The sequence below is a fragment of the Ruegeria sp. BJ6 genome, assembly GCF_056537885.1.
On the sequence record NZ_JBQFSG010000002.1, the window covers coordinates 643,163 to 656,962 of the forward strand.

Consider the following 13,800-nt stretch of genomic DNA (forward strand, 5'->3'; position numbering starts at 1 on the left):
GCAGCGGGTTAGTATCGCACCTGTCGGAGAAAGAACCGCGATGACGCGCGCGCGACGATTGAATGAACGGGCAGGGGGCCAATGCGCCAGACCCTGCCGCGCGCCGTCTGAAATCGCCCTGACAAGACACCATCCCAAAAGTGCCCGTCCTCCCGGACGGCGGAGGACAGCGTTTTTGGCGCGGTGCACCAAGGAAACATGGCAAAGAAGATGCTTATCGATGCCACCCACGCGGAGGAAACCCGCGTCGTGGTGGTGGACGGAAACAAGGTTGAGGAGTTTGACTTTGAATCCGAGAACAAACGACAGCTTGCAGGCAATATCTATCTCGCAAAGGTAACGCGGGTTGAGCCGTCGTTGCAGGCGGCGTTTGTAGACTATGGCGGAAACCGGCATGGGTTTCTGGCGTTTTCCGAAATTCATCCCGACTACTATCAGATTCCGGTCGCTGATCGCGAAGCGCTGATGGAAGAAGAGCGCGCCTATGCCGAGGCGATGAAGGCGAGGGACGAGGCTGATGAGGCAAAGCCCAAGAGGCGGCGATCACGGTCCCGTACCAAAGCGGAAGACGTAAAATCTGACGATCTTATCGAGACCAAGGAATTGGTGTCCGAACCGACCGGGATGGAAACCATTGACCTGGACTCGGGTGAGGAAGAAGTGGATCTGGCGGTGCCGGAAGGGACTTCGCCGATCGAGCTGGTCGCGGAAACGCCTGTTGAAACCCCGGATGATGGTGAAGCGGCAGAAGTCGATGAAACAGTCGCGCCAGCTGATCCTGAAGAGTCTGCATCAGAAGATGTGAACCCGGACGATGCGGCGGAAGTTGCGGGTGAAGGTGACACAGACGCTGCTTCCTCGGAGGAAGGTACCGATGAAGCACAAAACGCTGAAGCGTCCACCGAAGAAGCGTCCAGTGAAGATTCTTCGGCCGAGGCCGTAGAGGAAGATCGTGGGGGCGAGGAAGATGGCGCCGCTGCCGAGGCTGAGGACGAAGACGACCAAAAGCCGACGGTTGCCCGTTCTGAGGCAACGGACAAGGACGACAGTATTGAATCCGTCGCTGACGAAGACGACAGCGAGGATATCCGTCCGCCGCGCAAGCCGCGTCCGCGCCGATACAAGATTCAAGAAGTTATCAAGGTGCGCCAGGTTCTTCTGGTGCAGGTTGTAAAGGAAGAGCGCGGCAATAAAGGCGCAGCATTGACGACATATCTGTCACTTGCCGGGCGCTATTGTGTGTTGATGCCCAACACGGCGCGTGGCGGTGGCATCAGCCGAAAGATCACCAACGCGGCAGACCGCAAAAAGCTGAAAGATATTGCCTCTGAAATTGATGTACCGACTGGAGCAGGACTGATTGTCAGAACCGCCGGTGCAAAGCGGACCAAGTCGGAAATCAAGCGTGACTATGAATATTTGCAGCGCCTGTGGGAGCAAATTCGCGAACTGACGCTCAAATCCATTGCGCCTGCAAAGATCTATGAAGAAGGCGATCTGATCAAACGGTCGATCCGAGATCTGTATAATCGCGATATTGATGAAGTTCTTGTTGAAGGCGAAGGCGGTTACCGCATTGCCAAGGACTTCATGAAGATGATCATGCCGTCCCACGCCAAGAACGTGAAACGGTATGAGGATGCGCTGCCGTTGTTTGCACGGTATCAGGTGGAAAGCTATCTGGCCGGGATGTTCAACCCGACGGTTCAGCTGAAGTCCGGCGGTTATATCGTGATCGGCGTGACCGAGGCGCTGGTGGCGATCGACGTAAACTCGGGCCGGGCTACCAAGGAAGGCTCGATCGAGGAAACTGCGCTCAAGACCAATCTTGAGGCGGCTGACGAGGTCGCGCGCCAGTTGCGTCTGCGTGATCTGGCCGGTCTAATTGTCATTGACTTCATCGACATGGATGAACGCAAGAACAACTCGGCGGTCGAAAAGCGTCTGAAAGATAAGCTGAAAACAGATCGTGCGCGTATTCAGATGGGGCGTATCTCGGGTTTTGGCCTGATGGAGATGAGCCGTCAGCGTCTGCGTCCGGGAATGCTTGAGGCGACCACGCAACCTTGCCCATCCTGCCATGGAACCGGTCTGATCCGATCCGATGACAATATGGCGCTGTCGATACTGCGACAGATCGAAGAAGAAGGTACGCGCCGCCGGTCGCGTGAGGTTTTGGTGCGCTGCCCGGTCAGCATCGCCAACTTCCTGATGAACCAGAAGCGCGAACATATCGCTCAGATTGAGGCGCGGTACGGCTTGTCGGTTCGGATTGAAGGTGATGTGCATCTGGTCAGCCCGGACTTCTCGATGGAGAAGTTCAAGACCGCCAGCCGGATCGTGCCGGAAGCAACAGCGCCGGTTGTTTCGGTGGATGCTTCGTTGATGGATCAGGTCGATGCGGCAGAGGACGAAGAAGAAATCGTTCAGACCGAAGAAGAACAAAAACCCAAGCGGAAACGCCGTCGTCGCCGTCGCAAGAAGGGTGGTGGAAACGCCGATGCGACGGATGTGAATGACGAATCCAGCGAAGAATCTGCAGAGCCTGCAGACGGTGCTGAACAGCCGCAGGAAGCTTCGCCCTCAGAGGCTGACGCGTCTGACGCTGAAGGTGAGAGTAGTGAAGAGGCCGTTGAAAAGGCGCAAAAGCCGAAAAAGCGTCGTGCTCCGCGCCGGAAGAAGAAAGATGTAGAAGTCACAGTGGACTCAGCTCCTGCAGAAGCGGAAGCATCGAATGAGGCTTCCGAGCCAGCCGCAGAGGACAATCTTTCCGAGAATGCTGCAGAGGCTGAAGAAATCGTTGTGGTAAGCGAGGTTGACGTGAACGCCGACCCGATTGAAGCAACGGCAAATACGGACGATGCGCCAAGCGAGGCCGAAAGCCCTGAACCGGAGGCTGAAGCCGAAGAGGCAATAGAACAGTCCGCTGATGAAACCCAGCAGTCGGTGGAACCGGAATCTGAGGTCGAACCTGCGCCTGAAGAAGCCGAGAAACAGCCGGAACCGGTTTTGGAGGTGGTGGCAGAAGAGCCGCCTCAGCCAGAGGAACCACCCAAGCCCAAGCGGCGTGGATGGTGGTCGCTGGGAAGCTGATGAACTGAACAGGGCGGGTCCAATCGGGCCCGCCGTTTTCATCCGCCTTTGCGGATAAGATAGAACTGGTGGCCGTCTTGCTCGCCTTGGGAAATCAAGCCGTGCCCCGCCTCTGCACAGAAATGCGGAACGTCGATGACAGCTGCGGGGTCATCTGCCAACACCCGCAAGACGGCACCGTCAGGCAGATGTTTAAGTCTTTTTCGGGCTTTCAGGACGGGCAGGGGGCAAAGCAGCCCCAATGCATCCAGAGTATCGGTCACGTCATTCATACATTGCAGATATTCGGCCTTTTCTGTGCTGTCCAGCATCAGACCACGAGGATGTGACCGATTGGCCCCGTGACGCGGGTCAAGCGATGGCATATGTCGAGAAACATGTTCGGAATTGAAATCATCGACGCGGGTCTGCTGCCTGCCATGTTCGTCGCCATGATCGGCGGGATCATCAGTTTTCTGTCGCCCTGCGTTTTGCCGATCGTGCCGCCCTATCTGGCGTATATGAGCGGCGTAACCCTTCATGAAATGCAGGACGAGGTTCAGGCGAGGCGCAAAGCGACATTGGCTGCCATGTTCTTTGTTATGGGGCTGTCCACCGTCTTTCTGTTGCTGGGGTTCACGGCCTCGGCATTTGGGGCGTTTGTGCTGACGAATCAGGTGTTGTTCGCCAAAATTTCCGGTGCGGTTGTCATCGTTTTCGGGCTGCATTTCATGGGCGTCTTCCGAATTCCGATCCTTGACCGTGAAGCGCGCGTAGACGCAGGAGAGGCAGGTGGTTCGGTTTTTGGTGCATACCTTCTCGGGCTGGCATTTGCCTTTGGCTGGACACCCTGCATCGGTCCGCAACTGGGGGCGATCCTGTCATTGGCGGCGTCCGAAGGTTCGGTCGCACGGGGAACTGTGCTGCTTGGCGTTTACGCTGCAGGGCTTGGAATTCCGTTCCTGCTTGCCGCCATGTTCGTCAACCGGTCAATGTCTGTCATGAACCGTATCAAGCCGTACATGGGGCTGATCGAAAAGGTGATGGGCGGGCTGTTGCTGTTTGTCGGCATCATGCTGATTACCGGTTTGTTCACCGAATTCAGCTGGTGGCTTTTGGAAACGTTCCCGGCTCTGGCTGTTCTGGGCTAACCTCGAAAGTGACGCATATGGCAAGCCTTACACTTGCCATTTGACTGCGCTAACGTGCCCGGCAGAGGTCATGGTGATGAGCAGTCAGGAACCCCGAACAAACGTTCACAAACGCCGGGTTTTTTACATTCCGGGCTACGATCCGATTCATCCCCGCCGCTATCGTGAGCTATACCGCAAGGAGGGTCGCGAGCAGGCGAAAATTTCCGGCTATGACATCGCAATAGAGGCAAAATCTACAAGCGGCCCCTATGGTTGGCAGGTGTTTTCCTGTCAGGACGGTCAGGATGTTCAATCCAAAGTCGAAGTTTTGGTTTGGTCGGACATCGTTCGCAGCAGCATGTCGAATTCCATTCCCGGAACCTATCTGCAGATGCTGCGAACAGCTTGGATATATATGTCTTCCGGTTCACTTTGGCGTCTGATGCGTCTGCGGAAAGGTCCGGTTATTGCCGCCCTTTATCCTGTCGCGATGTTAATATTGCAGTTGGTGGCAGCGGTCCTTGTTGGATGGATACTGGCAGCCCTCATTTTCCCGCTGGTGGGGTGGTTCGCGTTGGTACCGTCGCTTGCGCTTGGCTATGGGGCGCTGCGCTGGTTTCGAAAAATCGACAACAAGCTGTTTGCTTACTACCTCCTTCATAACTATGCGCATTCCGCCCGTCTTTGGGGGAGGTATCCGCCGGAAATGGAAAGCCGTCTGCAGGATTTCAAAGAGTTGGTCGAGCGAGCCCTGCAAGGTGACGAAGACGAGATTCTGGTCGTTGGCCATAGTTCTGGCGCCAATCTGGGGGTGTCTTTACTGGCCGACCTGATCCGGGATGGGCGGGTTCCGGAAAATGGCCCCAAGCTGGCGTTTCTGTCTCTGGGGCAGGTCGTGCCGATGGTTTCCTTTCTACCGATGGCGCAGCGGTTAAGGGCGGATCTGAACTATCTGTGCACGCGTGACGAGGTGACCTGGATAGATGTGACTGCTCCGGGCGACGGGTGTGCTTTTGCCCTGTGTGACCCCGTTGCCGTCAGCGGCGTCGCGGCACCGGAAAAACGCTGGCCGCTGGTTTTGTCGGCAGCCTTTACACAAACTCTTTCACCGCAGCGTTGGGCGGAATTGAGATGGCGGTTTTTCCGGCTGCATTTCCAATATCTTTGCGCCTTTGATCGGCCCGGAGAGTACGACTATTTCCGCATCACCGCCGGGCCAGTTACCCTGGCGGAGCGTTTCAAAGGTCGCGCGCCCTCGAAGTCACGGATTGATATCGCCGTGTCAAAACACCGGTCGATAGCTGCATGATCCCCCCCAAACCAAATGCGCGACCCGACAGGGTATCACTCTGGCGTTATCTGAGCCTGTTTCGGCAGGACATTCTGTCGGCGCAGCCCGCAAGGCTTTATCGCGCGTGGATGGCTGAATTCAGAACCGCGTTCTTTCGCTCCTACCTCATAAATCAACCTGAGCTGGTCGATACGGTTTTGAAGGATCGCCCCGAAGATTTTCCAAAGTCGGATCGTATCCGTGAAGGGTTGCGACCGCTTTTGGGCGACTCGGTCTTTCTGACCAATGGCGAGACATGGAAACGGCAACGGCGCATTATTGATCCAGCTTTCGAAGGCGGACGGTTGAAAGATACCTTTCCGGCAATGTGGTCTGCGGCCGAATCCTGTGTGGACCGCCTGCGCCCCTTGGTTGGAGAGGAAACAGAGATTGAGGAGGTGACAAGCCACGCCGCCGCAGACGTGATCTTTCGCACCCTCTTTTCGGTCCCTATCGAGGATGAAACCGCCGCGCAGGTGTTTTCAAGATTCCGGGCCTATCAACGTGCTCAACCCCTGCTGAACCTTGCCGCGTTTATCCCGGTTCCGGGTTGGTTTCCCAAGTTTCACTCTGGCGAGACCAGAAAGAACGCCGCTCGAATTCGCTCACTGATCCGCAAAATGACAGATGAGCGCGCAGCGGCTATAGCAGCGGGAACAGCTCCTGATGATCTGGCAACCAAGATCATGACGACGCGTGATCCCGAAACGGGCGCGGTGTTTGATACTCAGGAAATGGTGGATCAGGTTGCCATCTTTTTTCTTGCTGGGCATGAGACCAGTGCGTCGGCTCTGGCCTGGGCGCTGTACCTGATGGCGCTTTATCCCGATTGGCAGGAAAAGGTGGCTGCCGAGGCCGAGGCACTGGACGAGCGGTCCTTTGCAGTCATGTCAAAATTAAGGGTCAGCCGGGATGTCTTTCGCGAGACGCTTCGGCTCTATCCACCTGTACCCATGATGGTGCGTGAAACGACGTGCCCGGAACAATTCAGAGGCAGGGACATTCCGGTTCGGTCGCAAGTGGTTCTCAGCCCATGGCATTTGCACCGCCACGAGCGGCTGTGGGAACGCCCGGATGAATTTGATCCGGCGCGCTGGCACAGCGATAATGGCAGAGAGTGTCAGCGCAAAGCATTCATTCCGTTTTCCGCTGGCCCGCGGGTCTGCACCGGTGCCGGATTCGCGATGGTCGAGGGCCCTCTGATACTGTCGATGTTGTTACGCCGGTTCCGGATTGAGCGTATTGCAGGCCGCGACCCTGTTCCGGTCGCTCATCTTACGGTTCGGGCGAAAGACGGGATTTGGCTCAGGCTTCTTGAGCGCTAACAAACTACCATCCATCAACGCCTTGATGTATGCGAATGCTCAAAGCGGAATCAAAATTGAACGGGAAATGTGTTATGTCCAAAGCAGATCAGCGCGAGCAGATGACAAATGGTGCGGGTTTTATCGCTGCACTGGATCAGAGCGGCGGTTCGACCCCCAAGGCGCTGGCGCTGTATGGGGTAGACGCATCGCAATACGGGTCTGAAGAAGAAATGTTCAGCGAGGTGCAGAAGATGCGCGCGCGTATCATTCTTGCGAACGACTTTACCAAGGACAAAGTCATCGGCGCGATCCTGTTTGAACGTACACTGGGCGAAGAGATCGACGGCCGCAAGGTTGCCGACTACCTGTGGTCGGTCAAAGGGGTGGTACCATTTCTGAAGATCGACAAAGGTCTGGAAGAACAGGCCAATGGTGTTCAGATGATGAAACCCATCCCGGGGCTGGCCGAAACTCTGGCCAAGGCAAATGGTGTCTTTGGAACCAAGGAACGCTCGGTCATCCATGAGGCAAATGCCGAGGGCATTGCTGCAGTAGTTGCGCAGCAGTTTGATGTTGCCCGCGAGGTGATTTCAGCGGGCATGGTTCCGATTGTCGAACCCGAGGTGAACATCCATTCTGAAACCAAGGCCGAGGCCGAGGATATCCTGAAGGCGGAAATCCTCAAAAACCTCGATCAGCTTGGCGACGAACAGGATGTGATGCTGAAACTGACCATTCCGACCACCGCCAATCTTTTTGATGAACTTGCGGATCACCCGCGCGTCTTGCGCGTCGTGGCCCTGTCCGGCGGTTACTCAACGGAAGAAGCTTGTGATCTGTTGAACCAGAACACCAAGATGATCGCATCTTTTTCGCGTGCACTCACCGAAGGTTTGTCCAAGCAGATGAGCGATGCCGATTTCAACGCGGCTCTTGGCACCAATATTGATAAAATCTATCGCGCGTCGGTGTGATTATAGAATAAGGCGCCCTGCGGGGCGCCTTTATTCAGGCTTGGTGAACTCACCGCGCAAACGCGCCGATTTTTCGCGCATGACGCAATCTCTTGCGTGATCATTGACCAGTCCCATTGCCTGCATAAAGGCAAATAAGGTGGTCGGGCCGACGAATTTCCAGCCGCGTTTCTTGAGGTCTTTTGACATTGCCAGCGATTCCGGCGAGGTGGATGCCGTCTGCGGTTCCGGAAAGCCTTCGGGCGACGGTTCGTATCGCCAAACATAAGCAGCAAGCGACCCCTCGGATGCTACCAGTTCCTGAGCACGGCGCGCGTTATTGATAACGGCTTCGATCTTGCCGCGATGGCGGATGATACCACTGTCCTGAAGAAGGCGTTCGACATCCGCATCAGAAAACTCTGCTATTTTATTGAAATCAAATTCCAAAAATGCCTTTCGAAAGTTCTCACGTTTGGACAGAATGGTGCGCCAGCTCAGGCCTGACTGAAAACTCTCCAAGCAAAGTTTTTCGAACAGGCGCCGATCATCGCCAACCGGGTATCCCCATTCCTGATCATGGTAATCAAAGAATTCCGGCGCGCTCTGACACCAGGCACAACGAAGTTGCCCATCCGGGCCGGGAATAGCTTTGGTCATAAATGTACCCTATTTGTTCTATGGGTTATTCAACCCACACGCGCCGGATTTGGCAAGCCTCATTTCCGACTTTGGTACCAATTCAGGATGAATACGCGAATTGCCGAGGCGAGGCCTGTTTCGGGGTCTCTTTCTACATCAATTTCAGATGCCAAGGCATTGATCGGAAGCTCTCTTTCTTCAGCGATTTCCCGAAATGCCCGCCAAAATTCCTCTTCTAGAGATACCGACGTCCGATGGCCTTTGAGCGTTAAGGAGCGTTTGACCGGGCGCCCGCTCATTTGTCTACCTCGTGCCCATCGTGATCGCGAAGCGCTTTTTGATGCCGGGCTTTTTCCAAATCCTTCTCTGCTTTGGATCGGCCGAACCTGACAGCATTCTGATCTGCGCGGGCCTTCTTTTCGGCCCGCGCCTTGTCTTTTCGAAACCGGTTCAGATTTACCGGCTTGCCCATCAGTCTTTCGGACCGATCATTTGTTCAGGCCGCACAACGGCGTCAAATGTGGCTTCGTCAACAAAGCCCAGCGCAACTGCTTCTTCTTTGAGTGTCGTGCCGTTCTTGTGAGCCGTTTTGGCCACGGTGGTTGCATTGTCATAGCCGATGGTGGGCGCAAGCGCCGTCACCAGCATGAGGGATTCCTTCATCAGCTTGTCGATACGCGGCTCGTTGGCCTGAGTGCCCATCAACATCCGCTCGGTAAAGCTGTCGGTTGCATCACCCAGCAACTGGATCGACTGCAAGAGGTTATAGGACATCATTGGGTTGTAGACGTTCAGCTCGAAATGCCCCTGGCTGCCGGCGAATTTGATGGCGGCATCGTTGCCCATCACATGGGCCGCAACCTGTGTCAGTGCCTCGGCCTGAGTGGGATTGACCTTGCCTGGCATGATCGACGAACCGGGTTCGTTTTCCGGCAGGATCAATTCGCCCAAACCCGAACGCGGGCCAGAACCCAGAAAACGGATGTCGTTGGCAATCTTGTAGCAACTGCCCGCAATTGTTGCCAAAGCGCCGGACAGGAACACCATGGCGTCATGCGCGGCCAATGCCTCGAATTTGTTGGGTGCAGTAACAAAGGGCAGGTCGGTGATTTCAGCCATATTGGCCGCCACGGTTTCACCCCAACCTTTCTGGGTATTTAGGCCGGTGCCAACCGCCGTGCCGCCCTGCGCAAGTTCATAAATTCCCGGCATGGCTGCGTTAACCCGCGCAATGCCCTGACGGATCTGATGAGCATAGCCCGAGAACTCCTGACCCAGTGTCAGAGGGGTCGCGTCCTGCGTGTGGGTTCGGCCGATCTTGATGATATCCTTGAACTCGTCAGACTTCTGCTCAAGCCCGGCAGCCAGTTTTTCTAGCCCCGGCATCAGCACATCCCTAACGCTCATCGCTGTGGCGATATGCATGGCGGTGGGGAACGTGTCGTTTGAGGATTGCCCCATATTGCAGTGATCATTCGGGTGTACGGGGCTTTTCGATCCGATCACCCCACCCAGAATCTCGATGGCGCGGTTCGCGATGACCTCGTTCGAATTCATGTTGGACTGTGTGCCCGAACCGGTCTGCCAGACAACCAAGGGGAAATTGTCGTCAAACTTGCCTTCTATAACTTCGCCTGCGGCTTGAATGATTGCATCAGCCAGTTCAGGTTCCAGTTTGCCGCTGGCCTTGTTTGCCATGGCGCAGGCCTTTTTGATGACGCCCAGCGCACGTACGATGGCGACGGGTTGCTTTTCCCAGCCAATTGGAAAGTTCATGATCGAGCGTTGGGTCTGCGCGCCCCAGTATTTGTCTGCGGGGACCTCAAGCGGGCCAAAACTGTCGGATTCGGTGCGGGTCTGGGACATCTGTCACTCCGTCATGTATGCGATTGTATGCCGTTTAACCGGGACCATGCCTTGGTGCAATCGGCCAGTTGCGCGCACCATAAACTTAAGCTGTGCAAAGGTATAGGCGAGAGGACAGTTCAATTATACGTGGTCATCGAAACAGCCCCATTGTGCGTAGCCGGGTGGTGGTTAGTATGGGCAGGCCATCTGTGACGGAGACTCTCATGCGTGCATCAAACCGCCCTCAAGCGCTGTTCATCGCATTATACGCATTGACCGTGTCTATGTGGATGGTGGTGCTGACGCTTCAGGCCGCTGCCTCGGAAATCACGCCTTTCGTTGGTGACTATGTTGGATCGGCTGAACTTGTAGATGCCGATGGCACGTCAACCCCACGCGATATGAGTGTGTCAATTTCCGAATTGAAAACCGGGTTCAATGTCAGTTGGTCAACGACGACTTATAAGTCCGATGGACGGGTGAAAGAACAGAAATACTCGATAGATTTCCGTCCTACGGACCGGACCGAGGTTTTTTCTGCCGCGATGAAGCGTGACGTATTCGGACATGAGGTGCCACTGAACCCAATGAAAGGCGAGCCTTTTGTTTGGGGGCGGATTAAAGGTGACACCCTAACGGTGTTCTCGCTGTTTATCGATGACAACGGTGGGTACGAGTTGCAGCAGTTTGATCGGACGCTTGCGGACGGCGGATTGGATCTGTCCTTTTCACGGTTTCGCAACGGCAAAAAATCACGCTCTGTCGAAACGTTCCTGAAACGGCAATAGCCAGTCTTTTCCGCGCACTATTTTCGGAAGCTGTCCAGTGAAACCACATCGGCGTCGTGATGTGTCTCGGGTTCTTCGGTCTGCAAGTGGTCCGGATCGTCTTCGATCTGCACGATCTCGTCTTCGTCTTCTGAGCTTTCGAAGCGCAGGCCGAATTCCACGGACGGATCCACAAATGTCTTGATCGCAGAGTAGGGGATGTACAGCGGTTCCGGCGTGTCACCAAAATTCAGCGTGATCGAGAACCCTTCATCGCCGACGGTCAGGTTTTCGAACCAGTGCTGCATAACGACGGTCATTTCATCTGGGTAGCGTTCCCGCAGCCAGTCGGCCAATTCCACTCCCGCATGGCGGGTATCGAACGTGATGAAGAAATGATGCGTCCCCGGTAGCCCGTTTTTGGACACGTCGCGCAAGACCGTCTTGATCAGGCCCCGCATGGCCGTGTGCATCAGATTTCCATAGTCGATGTCTTGCGACATGTTTGATCCTCGAAAGTGGTTGTATTCAGCATAGGGGATTCGACTGGAAACAAAAGGCCGTCTTGCGCATTATTGGTTATACGAAGTGAGCAATCAGGCCCGCCAGAATCATAACGGTTAACGCCCTTCCAATCCCGAATTTTAGTCGGAAAATCAATAGCCCGGCGACAAGGGTTAAAATCAATGCAGTGATGTTCAGCGAGTCCATTCCCGGCGCTGGCAGGGAAAGCGGCCCGAATTGTAATTCGGGAACGCGGCTAAAAAGAACATTCAGACCAAACCAAACAGACAGGTTGAGAATCACGCCGACCACGGCTGCCGTGATCCCATGCAGAGCCGACGACAGGCGCGGTCGGGCAGCAATTTGTTCCAGATAAGGTGCGGCAAGAAAAATCCACAAAAAGCATGGAATGAAGGTCGCCCAAAGCGCGATCATCCCAGCGGCGATCGCAAGGGCTGGTCCACCCGCCGCTTGCCCGCTGAGCATGGCGACAAACTGTGTGACCAGTATCAGCGGCCCAGGGGTCGTTTCGGCAAGACCCAGCGCGTCAATCATCTGATCTGTGGTGATCCAATTGTATTTTTCCACGACTGTTTGCGTCATGTAGGCCAGAACGGCATAGGCCCCGCCGAACGTGACAACTGCCAGTCGGGCGAAGAACCAGCCCAGATCACTCAACAATTTGGGACCGGTCATCGAAAGTGTGAACAGAGGCGCAAGCCAGAGGGTCAGCCAGATGATCGCGGTTCGAATTGGCGCGGTTGGCGGCGCGTCTGGGAAACTCCCGTCAGAACCTGATTCAGCCGAAGTCAGATACCCCCAGATAGCAGCACCCAGAATAATCAGCGGGAAAGGAATGTTCAGGGCGAAAATGGCCAGAAAACCCAATATAGCTATGATCCGATGCTCTCTGTCCGTCAACGCCTTGCGCGATAGGTTTCTGAGTGCCTGCAGGACGATCACGATGACCGTTGCCTTGACCCCAAGAAAGGCAGATTGAACCAGAGGCAGTTCCCCGAACGCAGCATAAAGCCCGACAAGCACCGAAATGATCAGTGCACCAGGCAGTACAAACAGACCACCGGCAATCAGTCCGCCCGCCACACCCCGCAAACGCCAGCCTGCATACGTGGCCAACTGCATTGCTTCCGGGCCGGGCAGAAGCATGCACAACGAAAGTGCGCGCAAATAGGTTTGCTCGTCCAACCAGGGTCGTCTTTCCACCAGTTCCTGATGCATCAATGAAATCTGCGCAGCTGGTCCGCCGAATGACAGCAGGCCAATGCGGCCAAATACGGCAACGAGTTCGCCATTTGTCGGGGTCATTTCTTGCGCTCCGACGGCCAGTCGTGCGTTTCAGTGAATCCGTCCCGCGCCCAGCGGTACAAAGCGTCATAAAGGTGCATTCCGGCCATCATCTGCTCGTGATCATCCCTGTACTGACGCGACAGACCGACGGAAACGGCGAGCAGGCCAGCGGCCTCGGGGGCAAGGTCGTGGCGATTGGTATCTGCCGCGCGAACAACCTCGGACAAGCGATTCAGGGCAGGGGTTCGCAGCCCGAATTCGTCCAACATTGTATCAAAAGTACAATTTTCGCCTCGATGGCTCCAGAATTGGCCTTCGATGTCAAATGGTGTGGCGCCAAACCGGTCGGCCACTCCTTCAACCTCGGCAGGGGAGACAAAAAGGAAGCGTGCAGACGGATCAACAAATCGGCGGATAAGCCAGGGGCAGGCGATCCGGTCGATCTTGGGCCGATGTCGGGTAACCCAAAGTGTGCTTCCCCCTCTAGGCTTGGGGAGCGCAGCAAATGGCACCCTCATAGCGTCCGGAGTATCCCGCCACGCAAACATCCCGCCTTCCAAAAATTCGGCGTCGCAACCTTCTCCGCGCAATAAGGACACCAAACCTTGGCTAAGCTTTTTGCCTTGCTGACAAACGATAACGCCGGGTTTGTCCTGAAAAACCTCGCGAATTCCCTGCATGTCGGTGTGCGAACGTCGAACTGAACCAGGAATCAGATAGGGGTCGGCCGAAAAGTCGTCTTCCAGGCAGATATCAACGATGATCGGTGACTGCGGTGTTCCGATTAGACGCAACAGTTGCTGAACCTTGATGGCATTTGGGGCAGCCATGGCATGTCTCCTTCAGACGTGGATACATGCGAAACTTGGGCTGTCGCCTCACGGGGTGTTCGCAACATTACCCCATGAGACTTAGGTACAGCGGAATGGTCCGAAC

Annotated in this window: 14 protein-coding genes; 6 read left to right on the top strand and 8 right to left on the bottom strand. The window is 55.5% G+C overall.

The features are described from left to right. Nucleotides 1-198: 198 nt before the first annotated feature. Complete coding sequence (locus tag ACR0D6_RS08600) at nucleotides 199-3,093, top strand: Rne/Rng family ribonuclease (protein WP_480765193.1); 2,895 nt, start codon at nucleotides 199-201, stop codon at nucleotides 3,091-3,093. Between the two features lie 38 nt (nucleotides 3,094-3,131). Here ACR0D6_RS08600 and ACR0D6_RS08605 read toward each other — a convergent pair whose 3' ends face one another. After that, on the bottom strand, nucleotides 3,132-3,365 hold the full coding sequence (locus ACR0D6_RS08605) for a sulfurtransferase TusA family protein (protein ID WP_480765253.1): 234 nt from the start codon (nucleotides 3,363-3,365) through the stop codon (nucleotides 3,132-3,134). Nucleotides 3,366-3,470: 105 nt separating this feature from the next. Between ACR0D6_RS08605 and ACR0D6_RS08610 the strand changes: the two genes are divergently transcribed. From ACR0D6_RS08610 to ACR0D6_RS08625, 4 genes are all read left to right on the top strand, one after another. Next, entirely contained in the window at nucleotides 3,471-4,223 is a 753-nt protein-coding gene (locus ACR0D6_RS08610; protein WP_480765194.1) for a cytochrome c biogenesis CcdA family protein, read from the top strand. Nucleotides 4,224-4,299: 76 nt separating this feature from the next. Then, nucleotides 4,300-5,514: a hypothetical protein gene (locus ACR0D6_RS08615; RefSeq protein ID WP_480765195.1), complete on the top strand. Its 1,215-nt coding sequence runs from the start codon at nucleotides 4,300-4,302 to the stop codon at nucleotides 5,512-5,514. Beyond that, entirely contained in the window at nucleotides 5,511-6,860 is a 1,350-nt protein-coding gene (locus ACR0D6_RS08620; RefSeq protein ID WP_480765196.1) for a cytochrome P450, read from the top strand. The genes ACR0D6_RS08615 and ACR0D6_RS08620 overlap by 4 nt, the downstream gene beginning before the upstream one ends. A gap of 74 nt (nucleotides 6,861-6,934) precedes the next feature. Then, complete coding sequence (locus ACR0D6_RS08625; RefSeq protein WP_480765197.1) at nucleotides 6,935-7,816, top strand: fructose bisphosphate aldolase; 882 nt, start codon at nucleotides 6,935-6,937, stop codon at nucleotides 7,814-7,816. Nucleotides 7,817-7,846: 30 nt separating this feature from the next. Here ACR0D6_RS08625 and ACR0D6_RS08630 read toward each other — a convergent pair whose 3' ends face one another. Genes ACR0D6_RS08630 through fumC form a run of 4 tightly spaced genes read right to left on the bottom strand, consistent with a single transcriptional unit; the run spans nucleotide 7,847 to nucleotide 10,303 of the window. Further along, entirely contained in the window at nucleotides 7,847-8,455 is a 609-nt protein-coding gene (locus ACR0D6_RS08630; protein ID WP_480765198.1) for a DNA-3-methyladenine glycosylase I, read from the bottom strand. A gap of 59 nt (nucleotides 8,456-8,514) precedes the next feature. Next, nucleotides 8,515-8,736, bottom strand: a complete 222-nt coding sequence (locus ACR0D6_RS08635; RefSeq protein ID WP_480765199.1) for a ribbon-helix-helix domain-containing protein — start codon at nucleotides 8,734-8,736, stop codon at nucleotides 8,515-8,517. Further along, nucleotides 8,733-8,909: a DUF4169 family protein gene (locus ACR0D6_RS08640; RefSeq protein ID WP_480765200.1), complete on the bottom strand. Its 177-nt coding sequence runs from the start codon at nucleotides 8,907-8,909 to the stop codon at nucleotides 8,733-8,735. Before ACR0D6_RS08640 ends, ACR0D6_RS08635 begins: the two co-directional genes overlap by 4 nt. Next, nucleotides 8,909-10,303 carry a class II fumarate hydratase gene (fumC, locus tag ACR0D6_RS08645; protein WP_480765201.1) on the bottom strand — a complete coding sequence of 465 codons (1,395 nt, stop codon included), beginning with the start codon at nucleotides 10,301-10,303 and terminating at the stop codon, nucleotides 8,909-8,911. The genes ACR0D6_RS08640 and fumC overlap by 1 nt, the downstream gene beginning before the upstream one ends. A 206-nt stretch (nucleotides 10,304-10,509) precedes the next feature. Between fumC and ACR0D6_RS08650 the strand changes: the two genes are divergently transcribed. Continuing rightward, a complete protein-coding gene (locus ACR0D6_RS08650) occupies nucleotides 10,510-11,073 on the top strand; it encodes a hypothetical protein (RefSeq protein WP_480765202.1) in 564 nt (187 codons plus the stop codon). 17 nt (nucleotides 11,074-11,090) lie between these two features. On the opposite strand, the gene ACR0D6_RS08655 is transcribed toward ACR0D6_RS08650, so the two are convergent. The 3 genes from ACR0D6_RS08655 to ACR0D6_RS08665 all read right to left on the bottom strand — a co-directional run bounded on the left by ACR0D6_RS08655 (nucleotide 11,091) and on the right by ACR0D6_RS08665 (nucleotide 13,694). After that, nucleotides 11,091-11,555 carry an SspB family protein gene (locus ACR0D6_RS08655; RefSeq protein ID WP_480765203.1) on the bottom strand — a complete coding sequence of 155 codons (465 nt, stop codon included), beginning with the start codon at nucleotides 11,553-11,555 and terminating at the stop codon, nucleotides 11,091-11,093. 76 nt (nucleotides 11,556-11,631) lie between these two features. Continuing rightward, nucleotides 11,632-12,882 carry a chromate efflux transporter gene (gene chrA / locus ACR0D6_RS08660; protein WP_480765204.1) on the bottom strand — a complete coding sequence of 417 codons (1,251 nt, stop codon included), beginning with the start codon at nucleotides 12,880-12,882 and terminating at the stop codon, nucleotides 11,632-11,634. Then, nucleotides 12,879-13,694 carry a chromate resistance protein ChrB domain-containing protein gene (locus tag ACR0D6_RS08665; RefSeq protein WP_480765205.1) on the bottom strand — a complete coding sequence of 272 codons (816 nt, stop codon included), beginning with the start codon at nucleotides 13,692-13,694 and terminating at the stop codon, nucleotides 12,879-12,881. Before ACR0D6_RS08665 ends, chrA begins: the two co-directional genes overlap by 4 nt. Nucleotides 13,695-13,800: the final 106 nt, after the last annotated feature.

Bases quoted from the DNA above. Each gene is read 5' to 3' on its own strand.
- ACR0D6_RS08600 (WP_480765193.1), top strand. From the start codon at position 199: ATGGCAAAGAAGATGCTTATCGATGCCACCCACGCGGAGGAAACCCGC.
- ACR0D6_RS08605 (WP_480765253.1), bottom strand. From the start codon at position 3,365: ATGAATGACGTGACCGATACTCTGGATGCATTGGGGCTGCTTTGCCCC.
- ACR0D6_RS08610 (WP_480765194.1), top strand. From the start codon at position 3,471: ATGTTCGGAATTGAAATCATCGACGCGGGTCTGCTGCCTGCCATGTTC.
- ACR0D6_RS08615 (WP_480765195.1), top strand. From the start codon at position 4,300: ATGAGCAGTCAGGAACCCCGAACAAACGTTCACAAACGCCGGGTTTTT.
- ACR0D6_RS08620 (WP_480765196.1), top strand. From the start codon at position 5,511: ATGATCCCCCCCAAACCAAATGCGCGACCCGACAGGGTATCACTCTGG.
- ACR0D6_RS08625 (WP_480765197.1), top strand. From the start codon at position 6,935: ATGTCCAAAGCAGATCAGCGCGAGCAGATGACAAATGGTGCGGGTTTT.
- ACR0D6_RS08630 (WP_480765198.1), bottom strand. From the start codon at position 8,455: ATGACCAAAGCTATTCCCGGCCCGGATGGGCAACTTCGTTGTGCCTGG.
- ACR0D6_RS08635 (WP_480765199.1), bottom strand. From the start codon at position 8,736: ATGAGCGGGCGCCCGGTCAAACGCTCCTTAACGCTCAAAGGCCATCGG.
- ACR0D6_RS08640 (WP_480765200.1), bottom strand. From the start codon at position 8,909: ATGGGCAAGCCGGTAAATCTGAACCGGTTTCGAAAAGACAAGGCGCGG.
- fumC (WP_480765201.1), bottom strand. From the start codon at position 10,303: ATGTCCCAGACCCGCACCGAATCCGACAGTTTTGGCCCGCTTGAGGTC.
- ACR0D6_RS08650 (WP_480765202.1), top strand. From the start codon at position 10,510: ATGCGTGCATCAAACCGCCCTCAAGCGCTGTTCATCGCATTATACGCA.
- ACR0D6_RS08655 (WP_480765203.1), bottom strand. From the start codon at position 11,555: ATGTCGCAAGACATCGACTATGGAAATCTGATGCACACGGCCATGCGG.
- chrA (WP_480765204.1), bottom strand. From the start codon at position 12,882: ATGACCCCGACAAATGGCGAACTCGTTGCCGTATTTGGCCGCATTGGC.
- ACR0D6_RS08665 (WP_480765205.1), bottom strand. From the start codon at position 13,694: ATGGCTGCCCCAAATGCCATCAAGGTTCAGCAACTGTTGCGTCTAATC.